A 26,238-nucleotide genomic window follows, 5' to 3' on the forward strand; every position below is an offset into this window, starting at 1 on the left:
ACCGGCGGCGGCACGGAGGTACGTCACGACGTGTGCGCGCCTCGCATCACCATCCGTCACTGACTGGACGGGAGATGTGTTTCTGCGGTTGCTGGGGCGACCCTGGAGTCACATCTTCCGTACCCCCGGCAGTCCGCCGGAAAAGGTCTCACCATCTCTTGATGTTCGAACGCTTGTTCGATACTATAGGTGTATGAGTTCGGGGGATCTGGCGCAGCGGCTGCGGGACACCGCAGCGTTGTTGGAGGCGTTCGCGCCCTCGACGGATGCGCTACGGGCGCTCGAAGAGGTGCGGAATGCGGTGGACGCGGCCCAGGCTCAACTGACCGCTGAGATGTCCGAGACCCTCGAGCACGAGGTCGAGGGGTATAGCTCCGTCAAGGCATGGTTGCGTGATCAGTTGCGGGTGAGTAGTCGTCGCGCTAATGAACTGGTTAGGTCCGGTGTGACGTTGCGTCAGATCCCCGAGGCCGCGAAACTCGCCTCGGCTGGCGAGGTGTCGTTGGAGCATGTGAAGCACCTGTCGTATGCGGTGACGCATGTCGGACCGGGGCACACCCGTGACCTGCTTCCTCAACTTCTCGACGTCGCCGCGTCGGCCGAGCCTGCCGCATTGCGTCAGGTGGTCCGTGCGTTGCGGGATGCGGTGTATCCCGATGAACTGGATCAGGCGTGGATCGATGACATGGCCCGTGAGGATATCCAGGTCAACCCCGTCCCCGACGGTGTTCACATCAACGGGTTCCTCAACTCCACCACCGGCGCGAAACTCACCACGTTGTTGCAGTCGCTGTCCGCGCCCCAGGGCGCCGATGATCCTCGCACGAGTGCCCAACGGCGGGTCGACGGGCTGGAACGTCTCCTGGACTCGGTGTTGGAGAGCGGGCTACCGCGCGATAAGGGGGTGCGTCCGCACCTGGCCCTGACGATCGACGCGTCGACGTTGATGAACGACAGCGGGTCCGGTGAGTTGGTGGGGTTCGGGACCATCGGCATCCGCCAGCTGCAGGAGATGATCTGCGAAGCCGACATCACCCCAGTCGCGGTCGGGGGTAAGGACGGAGTCCTGGACGTCGGCAGGTCTAGCCGGTTGGCGACGCCCAGGCAACGGACTGCGGTCCTCGCCCGACAAGGACACCAATGCGCCTCGCCTGGATGCCGGGCACCCGTGGTGCATATCCATCACATCATCTGGTGGTCCCGCGGTGGACCCACCGACCTGGCCAACCTGATCGGACTATGTCCGAGATGCCATAGAGCGGTCCACGCTGGGAGCTTGGTCATCGACCCCACGACCCACGAATTCACCGACCGCCAAGGCCGCCTCCTCCCCGGAGCCGACCCACGCCACCGACGACGACAGCTCGCCCACGCCAGCTGACCTGGCGCATCAGCCGGCGGACGTGAGCTCGCTCAACCGCTGCTGCGTCTCGCGGAGCTCGGCCTGCTTGACTTCCAGCCGATACGCCAACGAATCGAGCTCCGCCCGCAGGTCCGGACACATCTCCAGTGACGCGCCGTGATCCCCCACGCGTACGCAGTCGAGGTAACGCTTCATGGTCGCGGTTCCCACACCCGCCGCGATCATCGCGGTGATCTGCGCGACGCGAGTCACGTCCTCGTCGGCATAGTCGCGGTAGCCGCCACTCGTGCGAGCGGGGAGCAGCAACCCTCGATCCTCGTAGTGGCGCAGCGCTCGTGCGCTCACTCCCGTCAGTGCGGCGAGTTCGCCGATCCGCATCGTCCGCTCCTCCTGCTCGACTTGACCTTCACGCCGGCGTGAACTCCTACCGTCCCGTGACATGACCTCCGAGACAACACGCCAGCGCGCCGCCATCTTCCACGGCTACGGAGCCACCCCCCACGACCACTGGTTCGCCTGGCTCGCAGCACAACTCCGCGCGGACGGCATACCGACGACGATCCCCGCACTCCCCGATCCGCTCGCCCCAGATCCCCACCGATGGGAGCGGACCGTGCGCGAGACCCTGGGAGTCCCGGACGAGCAGTCGATCATCATCGCGCACAGTCTCGGCTGCCTGACGACGCTGCGGTATCTGCGTTCCCTGCCCGCTCCCTGGTGTCTGGGCACCCTCGTGCTCGTCTCGGGCTTCGTCGACCGGCTGCCCGGACTTCCCGAGCTCGATGCCTTCATCGGTGACGGATGCGATGTGACAGGCCTCAGCGGCCACATCGGTCATCTCACCGTCATCCGGTCCGATGACGACCCGCTCGTGCCGCCCGCCCTCACCGACCAGCTGGCCGGCCTCCTAGGCACCTCAGCACAGGTCGTGCCCGGCGCGGGACACTTCCTCGCCGCCGACGGGATCACCGCGCTCCCCTCGGCTTACGACGCCGTCATGACCACCCCACGTCCGCCTGGATCGCGCGGATGACCTCGCCGAGGACGCCTCTGGTCAGCAGCCCTGGACCGAGCGGTCCGCCCGAAGCCTGTCCCACCGCCGGCAGCTGTCGCAGCACCATGCGCTCGGCCTCCGTCAGCCGACCGAGCTGCCAGCGGACCTCGTCGCGCATCGCCTCGGGCTGCCCGGGAGAGGCGAGGGAGACGGCCTTGGCCGCATAGGCCGCCGCACCCAGCGCATGAGCCCCCATGTGCGCCACCGCGGAAGCCTGCGCCGCTGCCCGGGCCGCCGCCGCGCCAGCCGGGGACGTCGCGGCGCTGGCGGCCTTGACGGCGATCATCCGCTGACGGATCTCCTCGGCGGCCGTGCTCTCGCCGCGGGCGAATGCGCGCGTGCGGGCGATGGCATCGGGGATGCGCTCATCGTCGGGTGCCTCCGCGGTGAACAGCGGCAGAACGCGCTCGGCGCACTCCGCCGCCCACCGAGCGGCGATCCGTCGGTCTGCGTCACTGAGGGTCTGAGCGGAGGACACCCACGCATCCTTCCACGGACCGCTCCCCTACCCCTCCGCGACGAGGCGCTGAGTGCCGAGCACCGCGAGGAGATCGAGCTTGCTCGCGGCCTCGGTGCGCGGCGCCGCGGTGAGGACGAGGAGCACCTGGGACTCGTCCTCGGTGAAGAGGGCCTGACAGTCCACCTCGATCTCCCCCAGCTCGGGATGGACCAGCACCTTGTGGTCGTCGAAGCGGCGCCTGACCTCGTGCTCATCCCACAGCCGGGCGAACTCCGGGCTGCGGCGGCTCAGCTCGCGCACCAGCTCTCCAGCGCGCGACTCGGCCCCGAGCCTGCCGTAGGCCACCCTCAGCGATGCCACCTGAGCACGGCTCTGCCGGTCGTGGTCGTGTGCGGGATACCGCTGCCGCTCCTGGTCGGGGTTCGCGAACCAGCGGTAGATGTTGCTGCGCTCGAATCCGGTCAGCCGGCTCGTGTCGCCGAACAAGGCCCGTGCCGGACCGTTCTGGACGAGGGTCTCGCCGAGCGCGGAGAGGATCAGCGCCGGCGTGTCCGTCAAACGGTCGAGCACCCGCAGCAATCCTGGCGCGATGTGATCGGTACGCGCGGCTCGATCGGGGGCGTCATGGCCCGCGACGCGGTACAAGTAGTCACGCTCATCCGCTGTCAGGCGGAGGGCCCGCGCGACCGATGCGAGCATCTGCGTACTCGGCTGGGGGCCACGCCGCTGCTCCAGCCGCGTGTAGTAGTCGGTCGACATCGCCGCAAGATGCGCGACCTCCTCACGTCGCAACCCCGCGGTCCGCCGTCGCGGACCCGCGCTCAGTCCGACATCGGCGGGCTGGAGGGCGGCACGGCGGCGCAGGAGGAAGGCGGCGAGAGCATCACGGTCCACCTCAGCAGTATCGCCGCAGCGCCGGTCGCCGAACCAGGGATCGGCGATCCCCCGCATAACGCTCCCTGGAACAGCGCGGCCGCAGAGCGAAGACTTCAGACATGGACATCTCAGGGAACACCGTCTTCATCCCCGGCGCCACCAGCGGCATCGGTCTGGCCCTCGCGCTGCGACTGCACGAGAAAGGCAACACCGTCATCATCGGCGGCCGGCGCAGGGGGAGGCTCGACGAGATCAGCGCGACCCACCCGGGTCTCCGCACCGTCGAGATCGACGTCACCGATCCGGCGGCCATCCGGCGCGCCTCCGCAGAGGTGATCGAGGCGCACCCGGACCTGAACGTCCTCGTCACGATGGCCGGGGTGATGCGGGTCGAGGATTGGACTGATCCCGCCGGATTCATGGCCACCGCCGAGGAGACGGTCACCACGAACCTGCTCGGCACCATCCGTCTCATCGGCGCCTTCATCGAGCACCTCCGCACCCGGCCGACGGCGACGATCATGACCGTCTCCTCCGGCCTCGCCTTCGCACCCCTGCGAGCCACGCCGAGCTACAACGCCACCAAGGCGGCCATCCACCAGCTCAGCGAGTCGTTACGTCTCCAGCTCGTCGACACGACCGTCCAGGTCGTCGAACTCGTCCCGCCCGCGGTCCGCACCGACTTGATGCCCGGGCACCGCGAGAACGAGTCCGCCATGCCCCTCGACGACTTCGCCGACGAGGTCATGACGCTGATCGAGGCCCAGCCCGAGGCACGCGAGATCCAGGTCGAGAGGGTGAAGTTCCTGCGCTACGGCGAGGCTCGCGGCGACTACGACGATGTGGTCGCCGCCCTCAATCGCCGCGATCGGCACACCAGCTGACACGCGCCTGATTCAGGAGGACTCGGCGGCACGGTCGATGCCGAGCGTGGCGACCAGGTCCTCGTGCAGCTCGAACCACACCCGGTGACACGAGTCGATATCGGAACGGTCGATCCAGGCACGGTCGCCGTCCCGGACTCGCTGCAACGCCTCACCGAAGCGCCGGTGGTAGCCCGCGAACCGCGCGAGCACGCCGGCCAGCCGGTGATCCAGGTCAACGAGGGCGCCCTCGATCTCGCCGAGATCGTCGAGGACGCTGTCATCCCAGGCGGGATCGGCGTGATCATTGGGCTCGAAGCGGCCGCCTGACATCGGCTTCAGCTGCCAGTTCGTGCAGGCTCGCTGGAGACGCTCGTTCCACGGCAGGAACGCGCGGTAGACGTCCCGCACCTGCTCGACGGCTCCCGCCTCGATGAGCTCGGCCGCGAGCAGCCGCTCGTTCCGCTCTTTACCCGCCTCGGTCAGCGACCAGCCTCGGTGTCCGGCGAACTCGCCGTGGCGTACCCACCCGCGCGCCTCGGCGTCGAGCAGCAGCTCGGTGGTCTCGTCCGGGTCGAGGCCGAAGCGCCGCGCCAGCGCGGTGTCCTCGGCGAAGCCCAGCACTCGAACCGCGTGGAGCACGAGCACGTCCGGAGGCGACGGGTGACTCATCCGGCGCCGTCGCGGCGCGCCGCCAGCCGGTGGTAGTGCTGCTGGCAGGCCTGCGGCGAGTTGAAGCCCATGGCCTCGGCGATCTGCGCCCAGGTGAGCCCGGCGCTGCGTGCGATGAACAGCAGGCCGGATTCGAGCCCTTCCACCTCGGCCCTCGCGGCGGGCAGGAGGGCAAGTGCGCTGAGCAGCTCCTCCTCCGCCAGGTCGCCCGAGCGCCACAGAGCGAAATTCGCGAGGTCGACGGCCGAGGCCGGCACCGGCGGCGGTCGCCACGGCGGGGACTCGAGCCGATCCGCACCGAGACGCACCAGGCGTTCCCGCGCCTCCTGCTCGCGGAGCGCCTGCGCTCGGTCGGCTTCGGCGGTGCCGTCGGCGTGGTGGTTGCGTGCCATGGGGTCGATCCTGCAGAATCAACGAAACATTGTCAATATATTGTTGAAGGATTCACATGTTCGTGGCGCTGATCGATGCCACACCCGAGAGCTCGGGCGGCAAGGCAGGCACGCTCGGCCGGCTACTGCGCGCCGGCCTCCCCGTGCCGGACGGCATCGCTCTCACCACCGACGCCTACCGCGCAGCCGCCGCAAGCAGCGTCGACGCACCCTCCCTGTTCGCGTCGACGGACACTCGCGACCAGTTCGAAAGGAGGCTCCGGGAGCTCGGCGATCGACCGCTGGCCGTCCGCTCCTCGGCCACCGACGAGGACACCGCCACCCGGTCCGCCGCCGGCCAGCACGAGACCTTCCTCGCCGTCCAGGGGATCGACGAGGTCGCCGTCGCCGTCCGAGCCTGTTGGGACTCCCTGCACTCCCCCATCGCCGCCGCCTACCGCGAGGACTCACCGAGGGTGGAGGCAGCGGAGACGCCGGCGATGGGCGTGCTCGTCCAACGGCTCGTCGATGCCGACGCCTCCGGGGTGATGTTCACTCCGGAGGATCCCACCGCCGCCACCACGATCGAGGCAGCGTGGGGACTCGGTTCCAGCATCGTCGGCGGCACCGTCACCCCGGACGCGTTCTACGTCGAGTCCGACGGCTCGCTCGACCGGACCATCGCCGACAAGCACACCCGAGTCGACCGGGACGGCCAGCGGCTGGTCACCCGCGACGTGCCCACCGACGACCGTCTCCGACCCGCCATCGGCGACCCGACAGCTCGCCGCCTCGCCGAGCTCGGACGCGAGATCGCCGAGCTCCTCGGCGCGCCGCAGGACATCGAATGGGCCGTGGCCGACGACCGCCTCTGGATCCTCCAGGCCCGGCCGATCACGGCCAGCCCTCCGCCGTCCCATCCCGGCTCCCCGCTCGGGTCCGGCACCCCCGGCAGCCACGGCACGGCGACGGGTCCCGCACGGATCGTCGGCGGTCCCGACGATTTCGCCCGGGTGCGACACGGCGATGTCCTCGTCTGCTCCTTCACGACACCCGCGTGGACGCCGCTGCTGCGGATGGTCACGGCAGTCATCACCGAGACCGGCGGCGTGCTCTCGCACGCGGCCATCGTCGCGCGCGAGCTGGGCGTGCCTGCCGTGCTCGGTGTCCCCGAGGCCACCCGCCGGCTGAAGGACGGTGTGCCGGTCACCGTGGACGGCACGACCGGCGCCATCGTCCAAGATCGCTGACACTCACGAAAGGCCACACGTGCCCACCCGTCACCTGTATCTCGCCCGCCACGGCGATGCCGACCCCTTCGGCGAGTTGACCGACACAGGCCGGCACCAGGCCGGGCTGCTCGGCGAGCGCCTCGCCGATCTTCCGCTCGATGCCGTGTGGCATTCGCCGCTGCCCCGCGCGGCGGCCAGCGCGCGTGAGATCGCGCGCCGACTGCCCGCGGCGACACCGGTCGCCGAAGCCACCGAGCTCATCGACCACGTCCCCTACGTCCCCAGCCCGGACGAGACGCCGGACCCCTGGATCCCCTTCTTCGACGGCTACCAGCGGGAGGAGGCCGAGGCGGGTGCCCGGATGGCGGCGGGCCTGGTCGCGCGCTTCGCGGCCAGCCCGGAGCCCCAGGACGCCGACACGCACGAGCTGCTCATCACCCACGCCTACCCGATCGCCTGGCTGGTGCGCCACGCCCTCGACGCTCCGCCGGCGCGCTGGCTCGGCCTCGACAGTGCCAACACCGCTCTCACCACCATCGAATACCGTCCCGGCCTCCCGCCGGCCCTCGTCACCTTCAACGACCTGGCGCATCTGCCGACGGACCTGCGCTGGACGGGCTTCGCCGCCACCCTCCGCCCCTGAGCGGGCTCGGCCTCCGGAGGACCCCTTCGAGACGCCCGTCACAAGCCCCCGAGCGACTGTGTTAATGTCATGGACCGTCCGCGGGCATGAGCCCGCGGCACTGTCGGGACGCGCCGAGCGAGGACACTCGCCACGACGCGCGCACGGCCCGCTCCGCGCCATCCGGCGCCGTCGAGCCAGGGCCCCGGACGGAGGGCGCCAGCGCTGCCGCCCATGTCCGGCTGATCGATCGAGGGCATGCCCACATGCCCTGCTCCAGCCTGCCCACGGGCCGGCGATCGGCACGACGGTGAGGCGAACGCAGGAAGGGATGTGGTCCATCGACCGAGGGCATCAGCGCGTCGACTTCTGAGAGCCCGCGGAGACGCCCCCGCGTGGCCGGACGTGCACGGCACGGCGCCGGCGACCACGCATGTCTGCGTCCGTGCGGATTCCATGACTTCGTCGAATAAGGAGGTGGCGCGTGAATAACCTCGACTCGGTGCAGTTCAGCGCCGTGATCATCGTTGGATTGCTGGTGTTCTTCTACGGAGGGACGTTCTACATCTCGACCCGTATCGGCAAGAAGCAGGAGAATGCCGACGGCTACATGACCGCTGGCAACAAGATCGGCTTCGGGATCTCCGCGGCCAGCATGACCGCCACGTGGATCTGGGCCTCGTCGATGTACGCATCGGCGGCCTCGGGGTACACCTACGGCATCTCAGGACCCATCCACTACGGCCTGTGGGGCGCCCTGATGATCCTGTTCATCTACCCCTTCGGCAAGCGCATCCGCTCCGTCGCTCCGAAGGCGCACACCCTCGCCGAGGTCATGCACGCCCGGCACGGCCGCTCGAGCCAGCTCATGCTCGCGGGATCCAATGTCGTCGGCAGCGTCATCAGCCTGATGTCGAACTTCATCGCCGGCGGCGTGCTCATCGCGATGCTCTCTCCCTTCACCTTCATCCAGGGTGTGGTCGCGGTCGCCGGCGGCGTGCTGCTGTACTCGCTCTGGTCGGGCTTCCGCGCCTCGGTGCTCACCGACTTCGTCCAGGTGATGGCGATGCTCGGTGCCGTGGCCATCATCGTGCCCTTCATCTTCTTCGCCGCGGGCTTCCCCGCGGCCTTCGAGACCGGCGCGGCCAACCTGACCCCGCAGCAGGGCAATTTCTTCTCCAGTGAGGCCTTCCTCGGGCAGGGAGCCCCCTACATCGCCGCGGTGCTCGCCTACGCGATCGGCAACCAGACCATCGCTCAGCGCCTGTTCGCCGTGCGCGAGGACCTCATCAAACCCACCTTCATCACCGCCACGATCGGCTACGGCGCGATGGTCATCGGCGTCGGCATGCTCGGCGTGCTCGCCCTCTACCTCGGCTTCGAGCCCACCGGCGGCGACATCAACAACCTCATTCCCGAGATGGCCGCGACCTATCTGCCGGCGATCCTCCTGGCGGTGTTCTTCATCATGATCATCGGCGCGCTCTCCTCGACCGCCGATTCCGATCTCGCCGCGCTGTCGTCGATCATGATGGCCGATGTCTACGGCCAGAACGTCGCCGGCAAGGAGAAGGCGAATCCGAAGACGATGCTGCTCGTCGGGCGCATCACGATGGTGGTCGCCACGGCAGCGGCGGTCGCGTTCGCCAGCTTGCAGCTGAACATCCTCGATCTACTGGTCTTCGTCGGAGCGCTGTGGGGCGCTCTGGTGTTCCCGGTGCTCGCGAGCTTCTACTGGGACAAGGTCACGAACAAGGCGTTCACGACCGCCGTCATCGCCGCGCTCGCCCTGTTCCTCCCGGTGCGCTTCGGGTGGATCCCGATGTCCGGCGGGATCGGACTGCTCGTCGACGTGCTCTCGGTCATCGGCATCGGCGTCGTGCTGGGCCTGATGTCCTTCGGCTTCTTCGGCATCCGGGTCGGCAAGATCGTCGGCGTGGTGGCCGCGCTCGTGTCGGCGCCGTTCGTCATCGGCTTCCTGCACGACTACGCCACGCTCAGCGCGTCGCTCGTCGCCTACGCCGTCAGCACCGTCGTCTGCTGGGCGATGTCGGTGGGGCAGACCGAGCGCTTCGACTTCGCGCTGATCCGCGATCGCACCGGCAACTTCGATGACGGGGACGACCCCCGTCTCGACCCCACCCCCGAACCCGCGAAGGAGGCGTGATGACCACGCTCGCTCTCACCGTCTATGTCCTGGTCTGGCCCATCGTCGTGCTCGTGGTGATGGGTGTCATCGGTCGCGCGTTCTTCGCCGAATGGCGCGAGGCGCGACGCTCCGGCCACGACCTCATCTGATCCCGCGGCTCCACCCCGGGCGGTGACTTACGCACCTCTCCCTCGGTTGGGCGGTGACTTACGCACCTCTCCCTCGGTTGGGCGGTGACCTACGCACCTCTCAACCGCAGCGAGACGTGCGTAGGTCACCGCTCCGGGGGCGTCACCCTCAGCCGATCCGCAGCGTGGCGGTGATCGTGTCGAACTCCAGCGTGGGCGCATCGCTGACCACGCCGTTCTGATAGGCGGGGTCGATGACCACCGTCAGCTCGTCGAGATCGGCGGGCACCTGGAACACGGCCGGATCGCCGAAGACGTCGACGAGCGTCCTCGGCTTGTTGACCAACTGGAACGTGGTGCCGTCGGGTGCTTCCAAGCGCATGGTGGTGCGGTCGTAGGTCACGCTCTCGTTGAGGCTCCAGTCCACGTCGACCGACACGAAGCGCTGATCCGGCGCGGCCCAGCCGTCCCCTCCGTGCTCACGGGGCAGGTACGGCGTGGCAATAGCGCCGACGACCTCGCCCTGGACAGCGGTCTCCCCGCCGATCCAGTGATCGAAGGTGGCGTCCAGCCGCTCGGCATCGGCCACCTCGACCTCCACGGGACCGGGATAGGCCTGCGGGACATCGGTCTCCACCCGGGTGCCGTCGACGAGGCTCACCGTCTGCACGGCGCCATCGGTCTCCACCTCGAGCACCGCCGACTCGGAGTCGTGATCCTCGGGAACGCTCACCACGATGGTGCCGCTCTGGCGTACCGACTCCTCGCTGTCGAGGACGCTCGTCACCACGGCACCGTCGACCACGAGACGGCCTTCGCTGTCCGGCGCGACGTCCTGCGGCTGCCACTGGGGATCTGAGGTCTCGTAGTCCGCGACGACGAAGACATACCCGTCGGCCGCCCGCACCTCCTCGGGCGATTCCTCTCCCTCCTCGGCCTCCGGCCGGTCGCCGGTGATGTCCTCGTAGGCATCGACGTTGAGGGTCCGGACCATCGTGCTGGCGGTGATATCGACCGCGAACCCCGGGGCCTGCACCCTCGTGTCGTCGTCGGCCTCGATCGGTTCGGTCTGCACGCCACGGACGACATTGCTGACCCCCGCGAGATCGGCCTCGGCAACGGGAAGATCCTCATCCGGATCGCCGTCGCCATCCCCGCAGGCCGCAAGGCCGATCGACAGGGAGAGTGCCGCCGAGGCGGCCAGGACACGTCGAGCTGAGGATGACACCGATGCTCCTTCGTCGCGAAATCGAGTCACCCACGTTACCGGACTAGACCGTCGCTTTTCGGGGCTGGGTCGACGTCTCAGAGATTCGTGCGCAGCCAGTCGCCGAGCTGCCGGGCGCAGCGGTCCACGACCTGCGGCCACTCCAGGGCGCTCTCATCGGCGGCGTCGCTGACGACCTTGACGAGTCGCACCGGGACGTCCATCACTGCCGCGGTCCGCGCGACGGCGAATCCTTCCATGTCCACGAGCGACGCCCGCTGCGCGAGGACATCCCTCACCATCGGATCGGAGACGAAGCGATCACCCGTCGCGAGGACGGTGCCGTCACCGTCCTCGATCGCGATCTCGTCGATCGCCTCGGCACCGAGGGCACGGATCGAGGGCGCGTCGAGATCGTGGTTGACCGCGAGGGACGGGAGATGGATGCCGCGTAGCCCGGAGCGCAGCGCTCCCGCGGTGCCGATGTTGACGATGCGGGACGGCGCATGCCGGGAGATCGCGAGCGCCGTCGCCGATGCCGCCTCCACCTTGCCGATACCGGTGATCGCGAGCGGGATGCCTGCCGGGACATAGGCCGCCTCGGAGGCGAGCGCGGCCACCACGAGAGTCGTCACCCCGACACGCTAGCCTTTCTCGACTCCACCGGTCCGCTCACCTACCCGCCGCCTATCCGCGAGTGGTGCGAATTCGCCCTCGAAACGGCCGAAGCGGGGCGAATGTGCACCACTCGCGGGCTGGACACGCAGCGCCGCGGCGACAGCCGTTTACTCCTCAGATCAGCGCTCGACGACCGGGACGACGTCCGGGGCTCCCTTGCGCGCGGCGTCGGCGGTCTCGTCATCGGGCATCGTCTGGCTCTCCCGCTCGGCCTCGACCCGCTTGACGTAATGGTGGACCTCGCGTTCGCGCTGCTCATCGCTCCAGCCGAGCTCCTCGCCCATCAGCTCGGCAACCTCCTCGGCCACCCCGGTGCCACGATCGAAGGTCTCGATCGACAGCCGGGTGCGACGCGCGATGATGTCGTCCAGGTGCCGGGCACCCTCGTGCGTGACCCCGTAGACGACCTCGGCACGCAGGTAGTCGTCACCGCCGGTCAGCGCCTCGCCGAGATCGGGGCGTTCGGCGATGAGATCGAGTACCTCCAGCGACAGCGATCCGTAGCGGTTCAGCAGGTGCTCGATGCGTCCGACGCCGATACCGTGACGGGCGGCCAGCGCCGTGCGCTGGTTCCACATCGCCTCGTAGCCGTCCGCTCCGAGCAGCGGCACGTCCTCGGTGCAGCTGGCGGGCACCTTGCGATCCAGCTGGACCGCCATGGCGTCCACCGCGGCGTCGACGGCGTCCTTCGCCATGACGCGATAGGTCGTGTACTTGCCGCCGGCGATGACGACGAGACCCTTGGTCGCGGTCGAGACCGCATGCTCCCGCGAGAGCTTGCTCGTGGCATCGGACTCGCCGGCCAGCAGCGGACGCAGACCCGCGTACACGCCCTCGACATCGTCGTGGGTCAGCGGCTCGACCAACACCCGGTTGACGTGCTCGAGCAGGTAGTCGATGTCCTTGGCACTGGCCGCCGGGTGATCCTTGCTGAGATCCCAGTCCGTGTCGGTGGTGCCGATGATCCAGTGCCGTCCCCACGGGATGACGAAGAGCACCGAGGTCTCGGTGCGCAGGATCAGACCGGACTCGCCCCGGATGCGGTCGCGGGGCACGACGAGGTGGATGCCCTTGCTGGCGCGCACGTGGAACTGGCCTCGCTCCCCCGCCATGCCCTGGGTCTCGTCGGTCCACACGCCGGTCGCGTTGATGACCTGCTTGGCTCGTACCTCGTGGACATCGCCGCTCTCAAGGTCCTTGATGTGGGCGCCGACGACCCGGTCGCCCTCGCGCATCAAGTCGACGACGCGCGTGCGGCTGGCGACGTGCGCCCCATAGGCCGCCGCAGTGCGCGACAGGAACATGGTGTGCCGGGCGTCGTCGACCTGGCCGTCGTAGTAGTGCAGGGCGCCGACGAGGGCGTCCTTGCGCAGGGCGGGCATACGCTTGCGGGCCCCGCGGCGGGTCAGATGGGTATGGTGCGGCACGCCGCGCGACCGGCCCGACAGGGCGGCCATCGAGTCGTACATGAGCACGCCGGTGCCCGCGTACACCCGTTCCCACACGTGATGGGTGAGCGGGTAGATGAAGGGCACCGGCTTGACGAGGTGGGGGGCGAGCCGCTCGATGAGCAGACCGCGCTCGGCCAGCGCCTCGGCGACGAGCCGGAAGTCGAGCATCTCCAGGTAGCGCAGGCCGCCGTGGATGAGCTTGCTGGAACGGCTCGAGGTGCCGGAAGCGAAATCGCGCGCCTCGACGAGTCCGACGCTGAGTCCACGGGTGGCGGCATCGAGTGCCGCACCGCCGCCCACGACCCCTCCGCCGATGACCAGGACGTCGAGCGGCTCGCCGGCCATCGCCTGGATCGCATCACGTCGCTGCTGAGGGGACAAGGCAACCGATCGCATGCCTTCCAGTGAACCAGGAATCGGCTACTTTGTCGGTGTGAGCCCGTTGACCTCCAGCTACCTCTCCGACCAGGACGGCCTGCGGGTCGCCACCACCACCTGGAACTCCGATGCCGAGCGGCCACGCGGCGTGGTGCAGATCTCGCACGGCCTCGCCGAGCACGTGGCCCGATACGGTCGCTTCGCCGAGGCGCTCACTGCCGCCGGCTTCCATGTGGTCGGCTCCGATCACCGCGGACACGGACGCACGATCGCGGACGTGCCCGGGGACTTCGGCGAGGCGGGATTCGAAGGGCTGTGGCGCGATGTGGTCCAGCTCGGCGAAGGTATCCGCGCGGAGTATCCGGGTCTCCCGGTCTTCCTCTTCGGGCATTCGATGGGGTCCTTCGCCGGCCAGCACGTGCTCGTCGAACGCTCGGACCTGTACGACGGGGTCATCCTGTCCGGTTCCACCGCGATCGACGTGATCGCGGCCGGGATGGCCGACGCCCCGGCCGCCGACCTCAGCGTCTTCAACGCCGCCTTCGAGCACCGCACGGGCTATGAGTGGCTGAGCCGCGACGACGCGGAGGTCGACCTGTACGTGGCGGACCCGCTGTGCGGCTTCGACCTCCCCGAGACGACGGTGCCCGCGCTCTTCGCGGGCGGGCCGCGCCTCGCCGATCCCGAGGTGCTCGGACGTATCCGGCCGGACCTGCCGCTGCTCCTCGCCTCGGGCTCGGACGACCCGCTGGCCGGCGGCGGAGACCTCATCGAGCTGCTCGCCTCGCGCTACCGGGAGGCCGGGCTCACCGATGTCACCGTCATCGTCTATCCCGAGGCGCGACACGAGATCCTGAACGAGACCAATCGCGACGAGGTGACCCGCGACCTCCTCGCCTGGCTAGAGGCTCACACCGGCTGACCCGATTGGCATGGCGTTGGCGCGATGCGGTAATGTTCTATCTCGCGCACAGCGCACTGCACCCCTAGCTCAATTGGCAGAGCAGCTGACTCTTAATCAGCGGGTTCAGGGTTCGAGTCCCTGGGGGTGTACTCTCCGTCCGGCCCTGGTCCATCGACCGGGGCCGTTCCTGTTTCCAACCACTGCACCGGCACGCCCGTGCGCAGCGCCCACGCGTTCATGACGACCTTCCGCGGCTCCACGTGATCGCCTTCATAGTTGTTGACCGACTTGGGCGAGATGCCGATCTCGTCGGCGAACTCTCTGACGGTCAGGCCCGTGACGGACCGCGCCTTGCGCAGTCGGTCGCCCCGGGTCCACTCGGGTACGCGTTCATGCAGGGAAGTGGTCATGTGTCGAAGTTACGACAGATTTCGTAGTTGCGCAAGAAAGTCGGCGCGGCACGATTGTGTCTAAGTTACGTTATCGCGTAACTTAGCCGCCATGAGCAATCCACCCGACCTTGTGACCGTCGCCGAGGCAGCGACGATCCTCAGCATCAGCACACGGGCCGTGCAACACCGGATCAGCAACGGAAGCCTGCCGACCGCGCAGAAGCTCCCCGGTCGCACCGGCTCCTATCTACTCGAACGCGCCGCTGTCGAACGGGCCCGCGTTGAAATGGCGGGCAAGGCATGAGCGCCCAGCCCCGGCTCAAGCGCCGCAATTACGGGCGCGGTCACGGCTACACGATCGACGGCCAGAAGGTCCGCGGCGTCACCAGCATCCTCAACGCGCTCCCCAAGCCGGCGCTCGTGAACTGGGCTGCCAACGTCACTGCGGAGTCCGCTGTCGACCGGTGGGAGGAGCTCGCTGACCTGCCGCCGTCGAAGCGGCTCAAGGAGCTGCAGGATGCCCGCTGGAGCACCACGAAGGCGGCCGCGCTGCGCGGAACCCAGATTCACGATCTCGGCGAAAGGCTGTCGCACGGCCAGGAGGTCGAGGTCTCCGATGAGCTGCGCGGCCCGGTCGAGGCCTATGCCCGGTTCCTCGACGAGTGGGACGTCACCGTCACCGCGACCGAGGCGCCCTGTGGGAGCACGACGCGGGCGTACGCCGGGACGCTCGACTCGATCGCACGGATCGGGCGGATCGGTGACGAGTCCGTGATGTTGGACCTCAAGACCGGCAAGGGTGTGTACGACGACGCGGCGTTGCAGCTTGAGGCGTATGCCCGCTGTGACATCTGGCAGCCGGACGGGCCGGAGTCGGAGCAGCCGATGCCGGAGATCTCGGCGCTCTATATCGCTCACATCATGCCGGACGCTGTGCGTTTGGTGCCGGTGATCGAGGACCGTGACCAGCTCTGGCGGCAGTTCCAGTATCTGCAGGCGACGGCGTGGTGGATGGATCAGGTGAAGGAGCAGCCGGCACTCGGTGCGGCGTTGCAGCTCGATGACTTCGAGGCGGTGGCCTGATGAGCGAGATCGAACGCTATGAGGAGCAGCCGTCGCACGAGATCGTGCGGGTGGACGACGAGCTGGTGACCCGGCGGGATCTGCGGGATGCGGCCACTGATTCGTGGACGTCGGTCCTGGCCGAGGTCGGGGAGCTGTCGGGAGTCATCGCGCAGTCCGACATGGTGCCGAAGGATATCCGCGGCAACGTGCCAGCGACGGCTGCGCGGGTGCTGTACGGCCGTGAGGTCGGGCTCGGGCCGATGAACGCTCTCACACAGCTGCACAACGTCGAGGGTCGCGTCGGTATGAGCGCGGAGGCGATGCGTGCGCTGGTGCTGCAGCACGGCCATGACATCGGCATCCCCGAGTCGACGTCGGCCAAGGTCACGGTGACTGGTCGCCGCAAGGGTTCGGACATCTGGTCGGCGGTCACGTGGACGCTCGATGACGCGAAGCGGGCGAAGCTGAGCGGCAAGTTCAACTGGCAGGCGTACCCCCGACAGATGCTGCTCGCCCGCGCGACGGCCGAGCTGTGCCGGATGATCTTCCCCGATGTGATCCACGGTCTCGCCGCGACCGAAGAGTTCGACGACGTGATGGTGGTGCCCGGTCAGGCGCCTGTTGTCGAGGGTGGCGAGGCGTCTGCTGTGACGCCCAAGAAGACCGTGAGCCGTGCGAAGAAGAAGGCTGCGGCGGCCGTCGAGCCGCCCGCGCCTGAGGCCCCGAAGCCTCCCCAGAACGTCTCGGCTGCCCCCGCCGAGCCGCCGGCTCCGGAGCCACCGCCGGCCCCTGAGCCGAGGGGTGGCGGTGCTGGTAGTGGCGAAGCTGCCGCGCCGCCACCCGACCCCGAGCCTGAGCCGGAGGTCGAGGTCGACGAGCCCGCTCCCGACGAGGACGAGCCGCCCGCCGAACCGAAGGCCACGAATCCGCAGGTGACCTCGCTCGTGGCGAAGTTCAACGGCCTCGGGGTCAAGGATCGCGCCGAACGGCTGTGGATCGTGCAGCAGATCATCGGCCGCGAAGTGCCGTCATCGAAGGAGATGACGAAGCGCGAGGCGTCGCATGTGATCGACACGCTCGTGCCGTGTGAGTCGCGCGAGGACCTCGAGAACGTGCTCAAGGCGGCCGAGGCTCACCGGGAGCAGCAGTCCGGTGGTGATGAGGGATGACGCCGCTGGCTACGTGGCTGCTGCTGGCCGTGCTCGCGTCTCTCGCGGTGACGATCGGCTGGGCGGGCGGGTGACCGTCGATGAGCGCGCTGGTCTATCTGCTGCTCGGCGTCTTCCTCGGGTTCGCGGCCGCGGTGATCGTGGCGCTGCTGCTCGCGCTCGGCACCGACGACCGGACGGCCGAGCGTCCACACGAGTGCGAGTGCGGTGATCCCGATGACTACTGAGGCGATCACCAGCGGCAGTCTCGAGCGGATCGAGCATCTCGACTGGGAGCCGATCTGCGAGCACGAAGCCGAGGACGGTAATCGCTGCGAGGTGCCCGCAACCCATCGGGTCGTCGCGCATCACGTGTGCTGCGGCTTCCGATACGACCTGCTCACCTGCCAAGAGCACCTTGAACTTTCGCTGGCCAGTCTCAGCCATCTGGCTGCGATGATCACGTGCGTCGAGTGCGGACATGTCTTCCGGATGGTGTTACTCAAGGACGTCACGCACATCGACTCGGTGACGCCGCTGCGTGGCGGTGAGTGATGGCCGCCTGCAAGAAGTGCCGCAACCCCATCAAGTTCGTCACCAATCTCGACACCGGCCGGCGTATCCCCGTCGACGCCGTGCCCGACGAGGACGGCAACGTCGCCGCGACCATGAGCGACCTCCGTGAGCTCGTCGGCCGCGTCCTCCACAAGAACGAGAAGCCGCCGGACGAGTGGGTCGTCTACATGCCGCACCACGCCACCTGTCGATTCTCCGACCGCCGGGGCCGGAAGAACAAGCGGCCGCCGGAGCCCCCTCCAACCCTGTTCGAGTACGAGACACCCCAACCCGAAAGGCATACCCGATGAGCAACACCGTGAAGCTGTCCGCCGCCCTGCCCGCCAATGAGGACTTCAACGGCCTCGATGACGAGCACGACGAGCTGCTGAAAGACCCGACTCAGCTGCGCGCGGCGATCGTGGTCTACGACGTCCCGAAGATCGTCACCAACACGGACACCGGGCTGGTCCAGCCGCACGTGCGGCTGCGGAAGTTCGAGCCGATGAGCCCGATCCAGGACACCGATCCTCGTGTGCGGGATCTGGTGGAGAAGGCGATCACTCAGCGGACGGGGCGCACGCCGTTGCCGCTCGAGGACGTCGATGAGGAAGACGAGCCCGAGCTGTGAACGCCGCGGATACCAAGTCTCAGGTCGCCGAGCAGATCGAACAGTTGGAGAGGTCGAAGAGTCTCAGCGCCATTGAGGTCACTCTCCTGAAGGCGATGACCGACGACAAGATCGACGACGTCGAACTCGCTGACGGCATGAAGCAGATGATCGACCACCTCGGCACCGGAATCGCGCGTCTGTCCGCTGTCGTCCTGAACACGCTCAAGAAGATCGCGTGATCGAGTTCGTCGTCTACGGCACGCCGGTGTCGCAGGGCTCCAAGAAGATCGCGCGGGGTCGTCTCATCGACGACGCCCCCGCCGCCCTGCGGCGCTGGCGCGCCGCGATCGTCCAGACCGCCCGCGAGCACTACCAGGGCGAACCACTCGACGGGCCGGTTCGGCTCACCGTCACGTTCTTCCTCAAGCGGCCGAAGCGGCACTACCGCACCGGCCGGTTCGCTGACCAGCTCCGTGGCGACGCGCCGCCGGTCTACTGCGACGCCAAGCCGGACGCCGACAAGCTCGTCCGAGCTGTCGGTGATGCGCTCACGGACGCCGGCATCTGGCGCGACGACGCGCAGGCCGCCGTCCTGAACGTCCGCAAGCGGTACGCGCCGGACGGCCGCACCGAGGGTGCCGCGATCCGCGTCGCGCCCCTCCCCACCACCGAATAGCCACCCTGTCCGGAAGGACCATCCATGAAGCCTCTCGCTCGCATCGACGAGCTCGTCGCACTGTTCGACGGCCACTCCCCCACGAGCCGCATCGGGATCATCGGGTGCCGCGCCTGCGGCGTGTGGGTCGCGACCCCTACATCGCGCATCTGCGTGAGCTGATGCGTGACGTGGTGGAGTCGTGGGCCGTCACGGACGCCGCGGTGTTTAACAGCGCGGTGGAGCAGGTGGCCGAGGACGCTGACCTGGCGGCGACGGCGCGGACGACGAGCGCGTGCGCCGAGGCCACCGCGCGGATGCTAGATGAGCTGTCGCCGTTGACGCTGCCGGATCTCGGCCGACGCTCTTTGTTCCCCACGCCAGCATGAAAGCCTCATCTGAGTTCACCGTCACCGATCTGTTCGCCGGTGCCGGGGGCGCGACGGTCGGCATGGTCCACCTCGGCGGTGTGACGGTGAAGATGACCGCGAACCACTGGAAGCTGGCCGTCGAGACGCACAACGAGAACCATCCCGACACCGACCACGCCTGCGTCGACCTCCACCTAGAAGATCCGCGGTTCTTCCCCCGCACGACGATGCTGTGGGCGTCGCCGGAATGTACGAAGTGGTCTCAGGGCAACGGCAAGCAGCTTCCCGCGATCGAGGAAGGGTTGTTCGAGGACCCGCTGTCGGACGACGCTGCGACCCGCTCGCGGTTGCTGATGTTCGACGTGCTGCGGTTCACCGAGCACCACCGCTACGAGTACGTGATCGTCGAGAACGTCGTCGACATCGCGATGCAGGCCAAGTACCGGCTCGCCTGGCACGTGTGGCGGCAGGATCTCCGCAAGCTCGGATATCGATTCCGCGTGGTCTCGCTCAACAGCATGCACGCGCACCTCGGCGGCGACCCGGCGCCCCAGTCCCGCGATCGGCTCTACATCGTGGCCTGGCGCGAGGACGTCCGCGCCCCCGACCTCGACAAGGCACTGCGCCCGCGCGCCTATTGCACCCGCTGCGACGAGGTGATCGAGGCGGCTCAGGCGTTCAAGCCCGGCCGCACGGTCGGTCGCTACCGCGCCCAGTACGTCTACGTCCACGGCTCGTGCGGGACCGAGGTGGAGCCGGCGTGGCTGCCCGCCGCGACCGCGATCGACTGGACCATCAAGGGCACCCGGATCGGGGATCGGGCGAAGCCGCTGGCGGAGAAGACCCGCCGCCGGATCGCCGCGGGGATCGCCCGCTACTGGCGTCCCACCGTCGTCGAGGCGGCCGGCAACACCTACGACGCCGCCAACCCGAAGCACCCTGCCCACGGCCGCCCCGATGGCTACTACCGCGTCCGGCCTACCGAGGAGGTCCTGACGACGCTGCACACCACCGAGGCGAAGGCGCTCGCGGTTCCGGTGGAGGGTCGCGACGGGAAGACGGCGCGGTCGGTCGACGAGCCCATGCGGACGCAGACGACCCGCTCGGAGACAGCGTTGATCACCCGCCACTACGGCATCGAAGGCGGCGCGCCGGGACGGCACACGACCACGCCGGACGAGCCGCTGCGGACGATGACGGCCAACGGCGGCAACATGTCGCTGACGACGCTCCCGTTCATGCTCGATCGTCGGTTCGAGTACCGCACCCGTGGCATCGACGAGCCCATGTCGACGCTCACGGCCAACGACACCGGCAAGGCTCTCGTCCAGCCGTTCGTCGCGGAGCTCCGTGGCGGCTCCTCGGACGCCCGGCCTGTCGCTGACCCGATGAGCACGGTCACTGCCGGTGGCAACCACCACGGCCTCGTCACCCCTGCCGGGGGCACCTGGAACGACGACGCCCGCCCCACCGACGAGGCGCTACGTTCGCTTACCACCCGCGACGCATACGGTCTCGTGACTCCGTACTACTCCGGCAGCACGCATGCCAAGCCGACCAGCGAACCGCTCGGCACCGTCACCACGATCGACAAGCACGCCCTGGTGATGCGGAACAACAACGGCGGCGCCGAGATGTCCACCCCTGTGCGTGAGCCGCTGCGTACCTTCACCACGTCGGGCCATCAGTCGCTCATCACGCCCGGTGACATCGAGGCCGCCGAGGCGCTGGTCGACGACTGCCTCTTTCGCATGTTCGAGCCGCACGAGATCGCCGCGGGGATGGCGTTTCCCGCCCGGTATCGGTGGCGCGGCACGCGCCGGCAGCGGGTTCGCATGGCCGGCAACGCCGTCACGCCGCCGTCGCCCCGTGACCTCACGATGGTGGTCTTCGAGGCCTGGGCAGGGGCGGCCTGATGCGATCTCACGCGATCGCTGCGGGCGACGTCCTCGACGCGACCGGGGCGAGCCACAGCCAGCTCTACTACTGGACCGCCGCGGGATACGTCCACGCTCTCAACGACCGCGCCGGCACCGGCCACCGTCTCGTCTACTCGACCGATGAGGTCCGGGTGATCGCCGGGCTCGTGCTGCTCGTCCGTGAGGGTGTCCAGCTGAAGGCGGCCGTCCGGGTCGCCCGGGTGTTGGCCGAGGCCAACTCGGCCGTGCTCGGGCCGTTCACGATCGGCTGGCGCGAGAGACCCGAGGGTACGCCCGTATGACCGCCACCGCTCGCAGCAGAGGACACCTGACCGCCGTGCCGAAGACCACCGGAGAAGTCACCCCCGCGGGGAACGTCGTGGTGGACAGGTTCACGTGGGAGCGGATGCTGCGACGCGCCCCACTGCCGACGCCACTGCGGATGCTCGCGATGACGCTCGGAACCTACGCCGACCAGGACGGCACCGAGGTCCGGCCGGGCGATGAGCGGGTGGCGCGGGTCCTGCGTTGCGATCCGCGAACGATTCGCCGCAATCGTCGCCGGCTGGTGGATATGGGTCTGATCGAGCGGACCTCGGCGCAGCGTGTCCGCGGCCGTGCCGATGTGTACCGGCTGACGATCCCGGCTGACTTCCTCGAGTGGCCTGGGCTGCTCGGGCCTGATGAAGAACCCTACGAAGGAGAAATCCGATGACCATCCTTGACCGCCTCCCCGACGTGCTGATCGTGCTGATCGTTGGGTCGGGCGCGTTCACTCTGGCGAATATGACGATGCTACTCGCGGCTCAGCGGGCAGGCATCAGCCGAGATTTGCCGGTTCTGCATTGGCTGGTGGCTACCGTCGCGCTGGCCGTCCTCTGGGTACTGATCCGATGATCACGTACACGATCCGTCCGTTGGATGACCTGACGATCTTCCGCACGCCGGCTGACGACCGCCCGCGCCGCCGCGCACCCCGACCGCCACGGCGGCGACCGAACCGCCTGGGACCAGGTCGAGGAAGCCGCCCGAGTACTGGGAGTCGACCGATGAGCGAAGACCGCGAGCCCCGCCGAGTCTCACTCAGCGTCGAAGTCCCGTCCGACGCCGACCTGCTGCGCGTGATGGAAACCCTCGCGCGCACCGGCGCCGGCCTGATCCTCGAAGGCCTCGAAGCGTCCATCTACTCGTTCGAAGGAGAACTGCGGTGAAGACGGTCACCAAGCTGTCGATCCCCATCGACGGCCACGAGCACGAGATCCAGGTCGCCGGCCGCGTGCTCCACACCGAGCGCGCGAACTGGGCCCTGCTCGTGTGGATCGAGGAGTGCGACGAGACCGAGCCGGTCGCGACGCTCGTGACCGCGTTCCAGGCGGGCGAGCAGATCCCCTCTGGCGCTGAGCATCTGGCGACATCGCCGGGGCCGGATGGGTTCGTGTGGCACCTGTATGCACTGCCCGCGCCGGCCAGCTCGGGCGGCGATGACGAAGGCGCAGACCAGTGAGCGCGCTCGACTGGTTCCACCGACGCCGCGCCCGCCGGGATGTCGTGTTCGAGGCGATCCCCGCCCCGCCGTCGTCCTCCGAGCATCGCCCGTTCGCGGTCGAGAACATCGCCATCGACCACCAGCGCGGTCGGGTCATCATCGACGACTTCGTGCTGCCGTTCAACATCCTTGCCGAGTACGACATCGACACGATCCTGTCCGGGCTCTACAGCTCGGTCTCTATCACGATCCCGACGAAGAACGCCCGCGTGCTCCGCACGCTCGACGACGACCTCGGCCATATCCGGGCGGTCGCCGACGACGCGCGCCGCGATCTCGGCCTGCCCGTGCCCGATCGGCGGTCGTCGTGACCAAGAAGCAAGACCAGCCTGAGGTCCAGCTCGCTTCCGATCTGGCGAAGATGCAGGAGATGTTCGCCGTGCTCGAGGAGTCGGCACGGGGCATGAGGCAGCGCCTCGAACGCGAGGGATGGTCCCCGACCGTCGCGGAGCAAGTCGCCGCGCACTGGCTGATCAGCACCCTTACCGGGGCGTCCTCATGAGCGGCCCGGTCTGCGGATGGTGCGCGGACGGTCTCTGTGACGGCAGCGGCGACGACTGTGCCTTCCGCGGTGCCCCGATCCCATGCACCTGTGAACGCTGCGGGGTGAGCGACGAGGCTGCCGACGGCAAAGAGTGGTTCCGCTCCGCGCTCCGCGAAGCGCTCGGAGATCTGCCGTGAACCTCATCTGCCGGTGGTTCGGCCACGCGCCGGACAGGGACCGACCGTCCAGGTCCCGGTGTGCTCGTTGTGGCGAGCCCGGCCCGCGCTACCAGGTGCGCATAGAAGTGCCTCCGCCGCCCGGGATCCCCGTTGCCCCACCCAAACCGAAGGAGACCACCATGCACGTCCGTATCCAGATCGGCTACCTCGACCGGAACATCGAACTCGAGGAGGACCGGTTCGACAGCATCCCCGCCGACCTGGCGCGACCCCGTGATTTCCTGCAGTCGCTCGTCGACCGCGCCGCGGCCGCCGTCCAGCTCCCCGGCGAGCCCACCCCGCCGGTGTCTTCGCCGCTGCTGGCCGCTGCCGAGGAGCTCGAGAAGATCAACCGGATCACGGAGACACCCTCCCGCGAAGTAACTGACGCAGAGCGCGAATTCTTCCAAGCGCACCCGGTCGGAGACCGCATAGGGGTTGTCGCCGCAGTGGGCAGCCTCACCACACACCGTGCGCGTGCGCTGTTCGCTGAGTGGCTGCGCTCCCTGGCCGCCGAGGAGGGCCGATGAGCACGACACCTACACCCAAGCAGATCGAAGCGTTCAAGCACGCATGGCGCGTTGCCGACCTCGAAGGACGGGAAGGCGAGCGTGTCCGTGACGGGCTCGCCGCGGCGCTCGCTGCCGCCGATGCCACATCGAGTACGCGCTCGATTACGGCGATGGCCTGATGTGCGTCAGCGAGAATTCCGCCGACGCTGAGGAGATGCAGCAGTTCGTCCCCGGCTCGACCGTCGCGGCTCGCACGGTCACCGAGGGCGAATGGGGGCCTGTCGACCAGGGCTCAGAGCCCGACGGTCCGGACCTGTCCCTGATCCCGTCGTCGCGGGAGGAGGCACGTCCGGTCGAGGTGAACGGGGGCACTGGGCACCTACTGGAGTGAGGGTGATCGGGTACTACGGTTGAGCGCCTACGGCCAGGGAATCGCCTGCTGGGTCGAGGAGGTGGACTCCGTCCGCGAGGTTCACGTCCTGGCCGATGATCGGGCGGCTGTGCCGAGGAACGAGCTTGATCAGCTCAGGGACACCTATGCCGAGGAGAGCTCGCCCCGAGCCGGCTACCTGAACGGCTACGGCTGGCGCGAGCGCGTCGGCCGCTTCCTCGTCGCCGCGGATCGGGGTGACGAGCGTTGAGCGCCACCGGAATCGGCCCAAGGCCCGATCTCCCAGCCGACACCCCCGTGCTCGTCTATCCCGGCATGCGCCCAGAGGCCAGCCCGACAGCGACCATGATTGACACGATGACCCTTGACGAGCGGTGGCTGCTCGGCGGCCACACGTGGGTCGTCAGCGTCGAGGACTATCCGTACTCACCCACATCGACCGGAAAGACCAGCCATGAACGCTCCCAGCCGCCGAGGCAGGAAGAGGGCACGGCCTCGCTGCTTAGAGGCTCTTCGAGACCTCATCCAGAAACTCGTCTCGCAGCTCCGGCAGCGTCGACATATGAGCGTGACTCGGGTCAGTCACGATGTTCTCCACCGCGCTCCGATAGACCTCTGCGGAGGCCGCAATCTCCGGCGACGCGAGCATTCGCAGTCCAGAGATTGCTGCTTGCATGTCCCCTTCCCAGGATGCGGGGAGCGTGCCGAGCTGGGACTCTCCCAACTCATAGGTCGAAATCTGACCAGTTAGAGCTGCGGCATGCCCCTCGCTGCCTAGCGCAGCTACCCTCTGAGCAAACTCGAGCACACGGTTCTTTCTCCACTGCTCGTTCGATCTTCGATCTGCGGCACGGTTGTTCAGCAGCGAAAAAATCCCCGCAATCACCGCACCTAGAACAACGCCCCCGAGGGCTAGCACGCCGACACCCGCTTCATCACAGAAATCCATTCATGAGCCTGTTTTCTTCAGCCTGCTCGGCTTCAGATCCTCGATAGCCACGGCCGACTTCTTCATGAACCAATCCCGCGCCCCCGAAACGTCGCCACCCTCCCGATGCAGATCGACCCCGTACGTGAATATTCCGTTGACTAACTCTAGCGACTCAGAGCCATCTGAGAAAAAGTCCAACAGCCGGTCGACCGGATGCTCGTTTCGCCGGAAGACCTCCATCGCCAGGTCCGCAAGGCGAGAGACGATCGAAAACACCCAGTCTCCCAGGTCACCATCGGAAGGGAGCAGGTACATTGACCAAACCTGCTGTGCCCGCACGATCTCAAGATGTGCCGCCCGCAGCTGCTCCATGTCGCCTTCATCAGTGCGGATCACGTCATTGAAAGCATGGACGGCACCAAGAAACGCGCCGAAAGCAGCTCGTCGCTCGTTCTCGATTGTGCGGGTCTTCTCAGCCGCAATCTGTGACCTGGCGATCCTCCACGCGATAACGCCCGCCAGACTCGCACCTAAGAAGGCTCCGACCGCCTCCGGAATTACCGCTGACCAATCCATCCTGCTCCAATCCCTGCGAGTGATGGAAAAGAGACTACCTCTGAAACACCTTGCGTTGCGGCGCAATCAGCCAACTGGCGAAATCCACTCAAGCCCGGTCGTCGCCGTCTCCTGTTTGGTTGACTCTCGTAGTCTCCTCAACGGTATAGCGCTCGAATGCATTCAATGCTTCAAGAAGACTGTGCCCCGGCTCCGCGCCTCCAGCGCCACCTCCATTGCGTTGAGCACCATGTAGACATCGCGCACGAGCTGCTCTCGGTCGGCAAGGCCTCGAGACGCGTGGTCCAGCCTCAACAACGCCACCCTCGCTCGCCCCATCTCGGCCCCAGGAATGCCACCAGTCGGACTAGCAAGACTCAGAGCGGGGGCCGGCGCAAGGGCAGAAGTCGCCTCAAGCGCCTCCAACACCACCGCTTGCGACTCCTCAACCTGTCGTCGTTCTCGGTCCTCGCGC

Annotated in this window: 42 protein-coding genes and 1 tRNA gene; 32 read left to right on the forward strand and 11 right to left on the reverse strand. The window is 68.0% G+C overall.

The genetic code is table 11. The annotated features are described in order from the left end of the window. Nucleotides 1-193: 193 nt before the first annotated feature. Nucleotides 194-1,381, forward strand: coding sequence for an HNH endonuclease signature motif containing protein (locus JL108_RS14260; protein ID WP_205198888.1), 1,188 nt, complete (start codon nt 194-196; stop codon nt 1,379-1,381). A gap of 9 nt (nt 1,382-1,390) precedes the next feature. On the opposite strand, the gene JL108_RS14265 is transcribed toward JL108_RS14260, so the two are convergent. Then, nucleotides 1,391-1,741 (reverse strand): MerR family transcriptional regulator, encoded by a 351-nt coding sequence (locus JL108_RS14265; protein ID WP_205198889.1) that lies wholly within the window; start codon nt 1,739-1,741, stop codon nt 1,391-1,393. Between the two features lie 61 nt (nt 1,742-1,802). On the opposite strand from JL108_RS14265, the gene JL108_RS14270 reads away from it, so the two are divergent. Next, nucleotides 1,803-2,396 (forward strand): alpha/beta hydrolase, encoded by a 594-nt coding sequence (locus JL108_RS14270; RefSeq protein ID WP_205198890.1) that lies wholly within the window; start codon nt 1,803-1,805, stop codon nt 2,394-2,396. Here the strand turns inward: JL108_RS14270 and JL108_RS14275 are convergent. Further along, nucleotides 2,359-2,895, reverse strand: coding sequence for a putative immunity protein (locus JL108_RS14275; RefSeq protein WP_205198891.1), 537 nt, complete (start codon nt 2,893-2,895; stop codon nt 2,359-2,361). The two genes, JL108_RS14270 and JL108_RS14275, sit on opposite strands and share 38 nt — an antisense overlap. Nucleotides 2,896-2,922: 27 nt before the next feature. Further along, complete coding sequence (locus tag JL108_RS14280; RefSeq protein WP_205198892.1) at nt 2,923-3,771, reverse strand: helix-turn-helix transcriptional regulator; 849 nt, start codon at nt 3,769-3,771, stop codon at nt 2,923-2,925. A 101-nt stretch (nt 3,772-3,872) separates the two neighbouring features. On the opposite strand from JL108_RS14280, the gene JL108_RS14285 reads away from it, so the two are divergent. After that, entirely contained in the window at nt 3,873-4,637 is a 765-nt protein-coding gene (locus tag JL108_RS14285) for an SDR family oxidoreductase (RefSeq protein ID WP_205198893.1), read from the forward strand. Between the two features lie 12 nt (nt 4,638-4,649). Here JL108_RS14285 and JL108_RS14290 read toward each other — a convergent pair whose 3' ends face one another. Together JL108_RS14290 and JL108_RS14295 are read right to left on the reverse strand one after the other, a co-directional pair. Continuing rightward, a complete protein-coding gene (locus JL108_RS14290) occupies nt 4,650-5,264 on the reverse strand; it encodes a transcriptional regulator (protein WP_307837276.1) in 615 nt (204 codons plus the stop codon). A 20-nt stretch (nt 5,265-5,284) separates the two neighbouring features. Next, on the reverse strand, nt 5,285-5,680 hold the full coding sequence (locus tag JL108_RS14295; RefSeq protein WP_205198895.1) for a hypothetical protein: 396 nt from the start codon (nt 5,678-5,680) through the stop codon (nt 5,285-5,287). Nucleotides 5,681-5,736: 56 nt separating this feature from the next. Between JL108_RS14295 and JL108_RS14300 the strand changes: the two genes are divergently transcribed. The 4 genes from JL108_RS14300 (at nt 5,737) to JL108_RS19995 (ending at nt 9,811) form a co-directional block, all read left to right on the forward strand. After that, nucleotides 5,737-6,909, forward strand: a complete 1,173-nt coding sequence (locus JL108_RS14300; protein WP_205198896.1) for a PEP/pyruvate-binding domain-containing protein — start codon at nt 5,737-5,739, stop codon at nt 6,907-6,909. 19 nt (nt 6,910-6,928) lie between these two features. Then, nucleotides 6,929-7,534, forward strand: a complete 606-nt coding sequence (locus JL108_RS14305; RefSeq protein WP_205198897.1) for a histidine phosphatase family protein — start codon at nt 6,929-6,931, stop codon at nt 7,532-7,534. Nucleotides 7,535-7,997: 463 nt separating this feature from the next. Next, nucleotides 7,998-9,680, forward strand: coding sequence for a hypothetical protein (locus JL108_RS14310; RefSeq protein WP_205198898.1), 1,683 nt, complete (start codon nt 7,998-8,000; stop codon nt 9,678-9,680). Further along, nucleotides 9,680-9,811 carry a putative transporter small subunit gene (locus tag JL108_RS19995; protein WP_240191088.1) on the forward strand — a complete coding sequence of 44 codons (132 nt, stop codon included), beginning with the start codon at nt 9,680-9,682 and terminating at the stop codon, nt 9,809-9,811. Before JL108_RS14310 ends, JL108_RS19995 begins: the two co-directional genes overlap by 1 nt. A gap of 148 nt (nt 9,812-9,959) precedes the next feature. On the opposite strand, the gene JL108_RS14315 is transcribed toward JL108_RS19995, so the two are convergent. The 3 genes from JL108_RS14315 to JL108_RS14325 form a co-directional block, all read right to left on the reverse strand. Further along, nucleotides 9,960-11,018 carry a hypothetical protein gene (locus tag JL108_RS14315; protein WP_205198899.1) on the reverse strand — a complete coding sequence of 353 codons (1,059 nt, stop codon included), beginning with the start codon at nt 11,016-11,018 and terminating at the stop codon, nt 9,960-9,962. A 77-nt stretch (nt 11,019-11,095) separates the two neighbouring features. Next, nucleotides 11,096-11,632, reverse strand: a complete 537-nt coding sequence (locus JL108_RS14320; protein ID WP_205198900.1) for a nucleosidase — start codon at nt 11,630-11,632, stop codon at nt 11,096-11,098. Nucleotides 11,633-11,794: 162 nt separating this feature from the next. Next, on the reverse strand, nt 11,795-13,522 hold the full coding sequence (locus JL108_RS14325; RefSeq protein WP_205198901.1) for a glycerol-3-phosphate dehydrogenase/oxidase: 1,728 nt from the start codon (nt 13,520-13,522) through the stop codon (nt 11,795-11,797). 37 nt (nt 13,523-13,559) lie between these two features. On the opposite strand from JL108_RS14325, the gene JL108_RS14330 reads away from it, so the two are divergent. Continuing rightward, nucleotides 13,560-14,426 carry an alpha/beta hydrolase gene (locus JL108_RS14330; RefSeq protein WP_307837277.1) on the forward strand — a complete coding sequence of 289 codons (867 nt, stop codon included), beginning with the start codon at nt 13,560-13,562 and terminating at the stop codon, nt 14,424-14,426. A 58-nt stretch (nt 14,427-14,484) separates the two neighbouring features. Next, nucleotides 14,485-14,557, forward strand: a tRNA-Lys gene (locus JL108_RS14335). Here the strand turns inward: JL108_RS14335 and JL108_RS20615 are convergent. Continuing rightward, nucleotides 14,519-14,818 carry a helix-turn-helix transcriptional regulator gene (locus JL108_RS20615; RefSeq protein ID WP_205198974.1) on the reverse strand — a complete coding sequence of 100 codons (300 nt, stop codon included), beginning with the start codon at nt 14,816-14,818 and terminating at the stop codon, nt 14,519-14,521. The genes JL108_RS14335 and JL108_RS20615 overlap by 39 nt on opposite strands. A 91-nt stretch (nt 14,819-14,909) precedes the next feature. On the opposite strand from JL108_RS20615, the gene JL108_RS14345 reads away from it, so the two are divergent. The 23 genes from JL108_RS14345 (at nt 14,910) to JL108_RS14455 (ending at nt 24,527) form a co-directional block, all read left to right on the forward strand. Then, complete coding sequence (locus JL108_RS14345; RefSeq protein WP_205198903.1) at nt 14,910-15,104, forward strand: helix-turn-helix domain-containing protein; 195 nt, start codon at nt 14,910-14,912, stop codon at nt 15,102-15,104. Next, on the forward strand, nt 15,101-15,883 hold the full coding sequence (locus tag JL108_RS14350; protein WP_205198904.1) for a hypothetical protein: 783 nt from the start codon (nt 15,101-15,103) through the stop codon (nt 15,881-15,883). The genes JL108_RS14345 and JL108_RS14350 overlap by 4 nt, the downstream gene beginning before the upstream one ends. Beyond that, nucleotides 15,883-17,034 (forward strand): hypothetical protein, encoded by a 1,152-nt coding sequence (locus JL108_RS14355; protein ID WP_205198905.1) that lies wholly within the window; start codon nt 15,883-15,885, stop codon nt 17,032-17,034. Before JL108_RS14350 ends, JL108_RS14355 begins: the two co-directional genes overlap by 1 nt. 80 nt (nt 17,035-17,114) lie before the next feature. Continuing rightward, entirely contained in the window at nt 17,115-17,261 is a 147-nt protein-coding gene (locus tag JL108_RS14360; RefSeq protein WP_205198906.1) for a hypothetical protein, read from the forward strand. After that, complete coding sequence (locus JL108_RS14365; RefSeq protein WP_205198907.1) at nt 17,251-17,568, forward strand: hypothetical protein; 318 nt, start codon at nt 17,251-17,253, stop codon at nt 17,566-17,568. The genes JL108_RS14360 and JL108_RS14365 overlap by 11 nt, the downstream gene beginning before the upstream one ends. Next, the gene (locus JL108_RS14370) at nt 17,568-17,879 is read left to right on the forward strand and encodes a hypothetical protein (protein ID WP_205198908.1); all 312 of its coding nucleotides are present in this window, start codon (nt 17,568-17,570) and stop codon (nt 17,877-17,879) included. The genes JL108_RS14365 and JL108_RS14370 overlap by 1 nt, the downstream gene beginning before the upstream one ends. Next, nucleotides 17,876-18,199 (forward strand): hypothetical protein, encoded by a 324-nt coding sequence (locus JL108_RS14375; RefSeq protein WP_205198909.1) that lies wholly within the window; start codon nt 17,876-17,878, stop codon nt 18,197-18,199. The genes JL108_RS14370 and JL108_RS14375 overlap by 4 nt, the downstream gene beginning before the upstream one ends. Beyond that, the gene (locus JL108_RS14380) at nt 18,196-18,420 is read left to right on the forward strand and encodes a hypothetical protein (RefSeq protein ID WP_205198910.1); all 225 of its coding nucleotides are present in this window, start codon (nt 18,196-18,198) and stop codon (nt 18,418-18,420) included. The genes JL108_RS14375 and JL108_RS14380 overlap by 4 nt, the downstream gene beginning before the upstream one ends. Further along, entirely contained in the window at nt 18,417-18,857 is a 441-nt protein-coding gene (locus JL108_RS14385) for a RusA family crossover junction endodeoxyribonuclease (protein ID WP_205198911.1), read from the forward strand. Before JL108_RS14380 ends, JL108_RS14385 begins: the two co-directional genes overlap by 4 nt. A 24-nt stretch (nt 18,858-18,881) precedes the next feature. Beyond that, nucleotides 18,882-19,019, forward strand: a complete 138-nt coding sequence (locus tag JL108_RS14390) for a hypothetical protein (RefSeq protein ID WP_205198912.1) — start codon at nt 18,882-18,884, stop codon at nt 19,017-19,019. Then, complete coding sequence (locus JL108_RS14395; RefSeq protein WP_205198913.1) at nt 19,019-19,225, forward strand: hypothetical protein; 207 nt, start codon at nt 19,019-19,021, stop codon at nt 19,223-19,225. The genes JL108_RS14390 and JL108_RS14395 overlap by 1 nt, the downstream gene beginning before the upstream one ends. Beyond that, the gene (locus JL108_RS14400) at nt 19,222-21,123 is read left to right on the forward strand and encodes a DNA cytosine methyltransferase (RefSeq protein WP_205198914.1); all 1,902 of its coding nucleotides are present in this window, start codon (nt 19,222-19,224) and stop codon (nt 21,121-21,123) included. The genes JL108_RS14395 and JL108_RS14400 overlap by 4 nt, the downstream gene beginning before the upstream one ends. Next, nucleotides 21,123-21,428, forward strand: coding sequence for a hypothetical protein (locus JL108_RS14405; protein ID WP_205198915.1), 306 nt, complete (start codon nt 21,123-21,125; stop codon nt 21,426-21,428). The genes JL108_RS14400 and JL108_RS14405 overlap by 1 nt, the downstream gene beginning before the upstream one ends. Further along, a complete protein-coding gene (locus JL108_RS14410; RefSeq protein WP_205198916.1) occupies nt 21,425-21,841 on the forward strand; it encodes a helix-turn-helix domain-containing protein in 417 nt (138 codons plus the stop codon). Before JL108_RS14405 ends, JL108_RS14410 begins: the two co-directional genes overlap by 4 nt. Further along, on the forward strand, nt 21,838-22,023 hold the full coding sequence (locus JL108_RS14415; RefSeq protein WP_205198917.1) for a hypothetical protein: 186 nt from the start codon (nt 21,838-21,840) through the stop codon (nt 22,021-22,023). Before JL108_RS14410 ends, JL108_RS14415 begins: the two co-directional genes overlap by 4 nt. 152 nt (nt 22,024-22,175) lie before the next feature. Beyond that, nucleotides 22,176-22,337 carry a hypothetical protein gene (locus tag JL108_RS14420; RefSeq protein ID WP_205198918.1) on the forward strand — a complete coding sequence of 54 codons (162 nt, stop codon included), beginning with the start codon at nt 22,176-22,178 and terminating at the stop codon, nt 22,335-22,337. Beyond that, nucleotides 22,334-22,630: a hypothetical protein gene (locus tag JL108_RS14425; protein WP_205198919.1), complete on the forward strand. Its 297-nt coding sequence runs from the start codon at nt 22,334-22,336 to the stop codon at nt 22,628-22,630. Before JL108_RS14420 ends, JL108_RS14425 begins: the two co-directional genes overlap by 4 nt. Then, nucleotides 22,627-22,983, forward strand: a complete 357-nt coding sequence (locus JL108_RS14430) for a hypothetical protein (RefSeq protein WP_205198920.1) — start codon at nt 22,627-22,629, stop codon at nt 22,981-22,983. The genes JL108_RS14425 and JL108_RS14430 overlap by 4 nt, the downstream gene beginning before the upstream one ends. Further along, nucleotides 22,980-23,174: a hypothetical protein gene (locus JL108_RS14435; RefSeq protein WP_205198921.1), complete on the forward strand. Its 195-nt coding sequence runs from the start codon at nt 22,980-22,982 to the stop codon at nt 23,172-23,174. Before JL108_RS14430 ends, JL108_RS14435 begins: the two co-directional genes overlap by 4 nt. Nucleotides 23,175-23,514: 340 nt before the next feature. Continuing rightward, nucleotides 23,515-23,904: a hypothetical protein gene (locus JL108_RS14440; protein ID WP_205198922.1), complete on the forward strand. Its 390-nt coding sequence runs from the start codon at nt 23,515-23,517 to the stop codon at nt 23,902-23,904. After that, nucleotides 23,901-24,065 (forward strand): hypothetical protein, encoded by a 165-nt coding sequence (locus JL108_RS14445; RefSeq protein WP_205198923.1) that lies wholly within the window; start codon nt 23,901-23,903, stop codon nt 24,063-24,065. The genes JL108_RS14440 and JL108_RS14445 overlap by 4 nt, the downstream gene beginning before the upstream one ends. Then, entirely contained in the window at nt 24,065-24,277 is a 213-nt protein-coding gene (locus tag JL108_RS14450; protein WP_205198924.1) for a hypothetical protein, read from the forward strand. The genes JL108_RS14445 and JL108_RS14450 overlap by 1 nt, the downstream gene beginning before the upstream one ends. A 19-nt stretch (nt 24,278-24,296) precedes the next feature. Then, complete coding sequence (locus tag JL108_RS14455) at nt 24,297-24,527, forward strand: hypothetical protein (protein ID WP_205198925.1); 231 nt, start codon at nt 24,297-24,299, stop codon at nt 24,525-24,527. 252 nt (nt 24,528-24,779) lie between these two features. Here the strand turns inward: JL108_RS14455 and JL108_RS14460 are convergent, their stop codons facing one another. Then, the gene (locus JL108_RS14460) at nt 24,780-25,226 is read right to left on the reverse strand and encodes a hypothetical protein (protein ID WP_205198926.1); all 447 of its coding nucleotides are present in this window, start codon (nt 25,224-25,226) and stop codon (nt 24,780-24,782) included. Beyond that, nucleotides 25,227-25,784 (reverse strand): hypothetical protein, encoded by a 558-nt coding sequence (locus JL108_RS14465; RefSeq protein WP_205198927.1) that lies wholly within the window; start codon nt 25,782-25,784, stop codon nt 25,227-25,229. Between the last annotated feature and the right edge of the window lie 454 nt (nt 25,785-26,238).

The organism is Aeromicrobium sp. YIM 150415 (assembly GCF_016918125.1).
GTDB classification, from domain to species: Bacteria; Actinomycetota; Actinomycetes; order Propionibacteriales; family Nocardioidaceae; genus Aeromicrobium; species Aeromicrobium piscarium.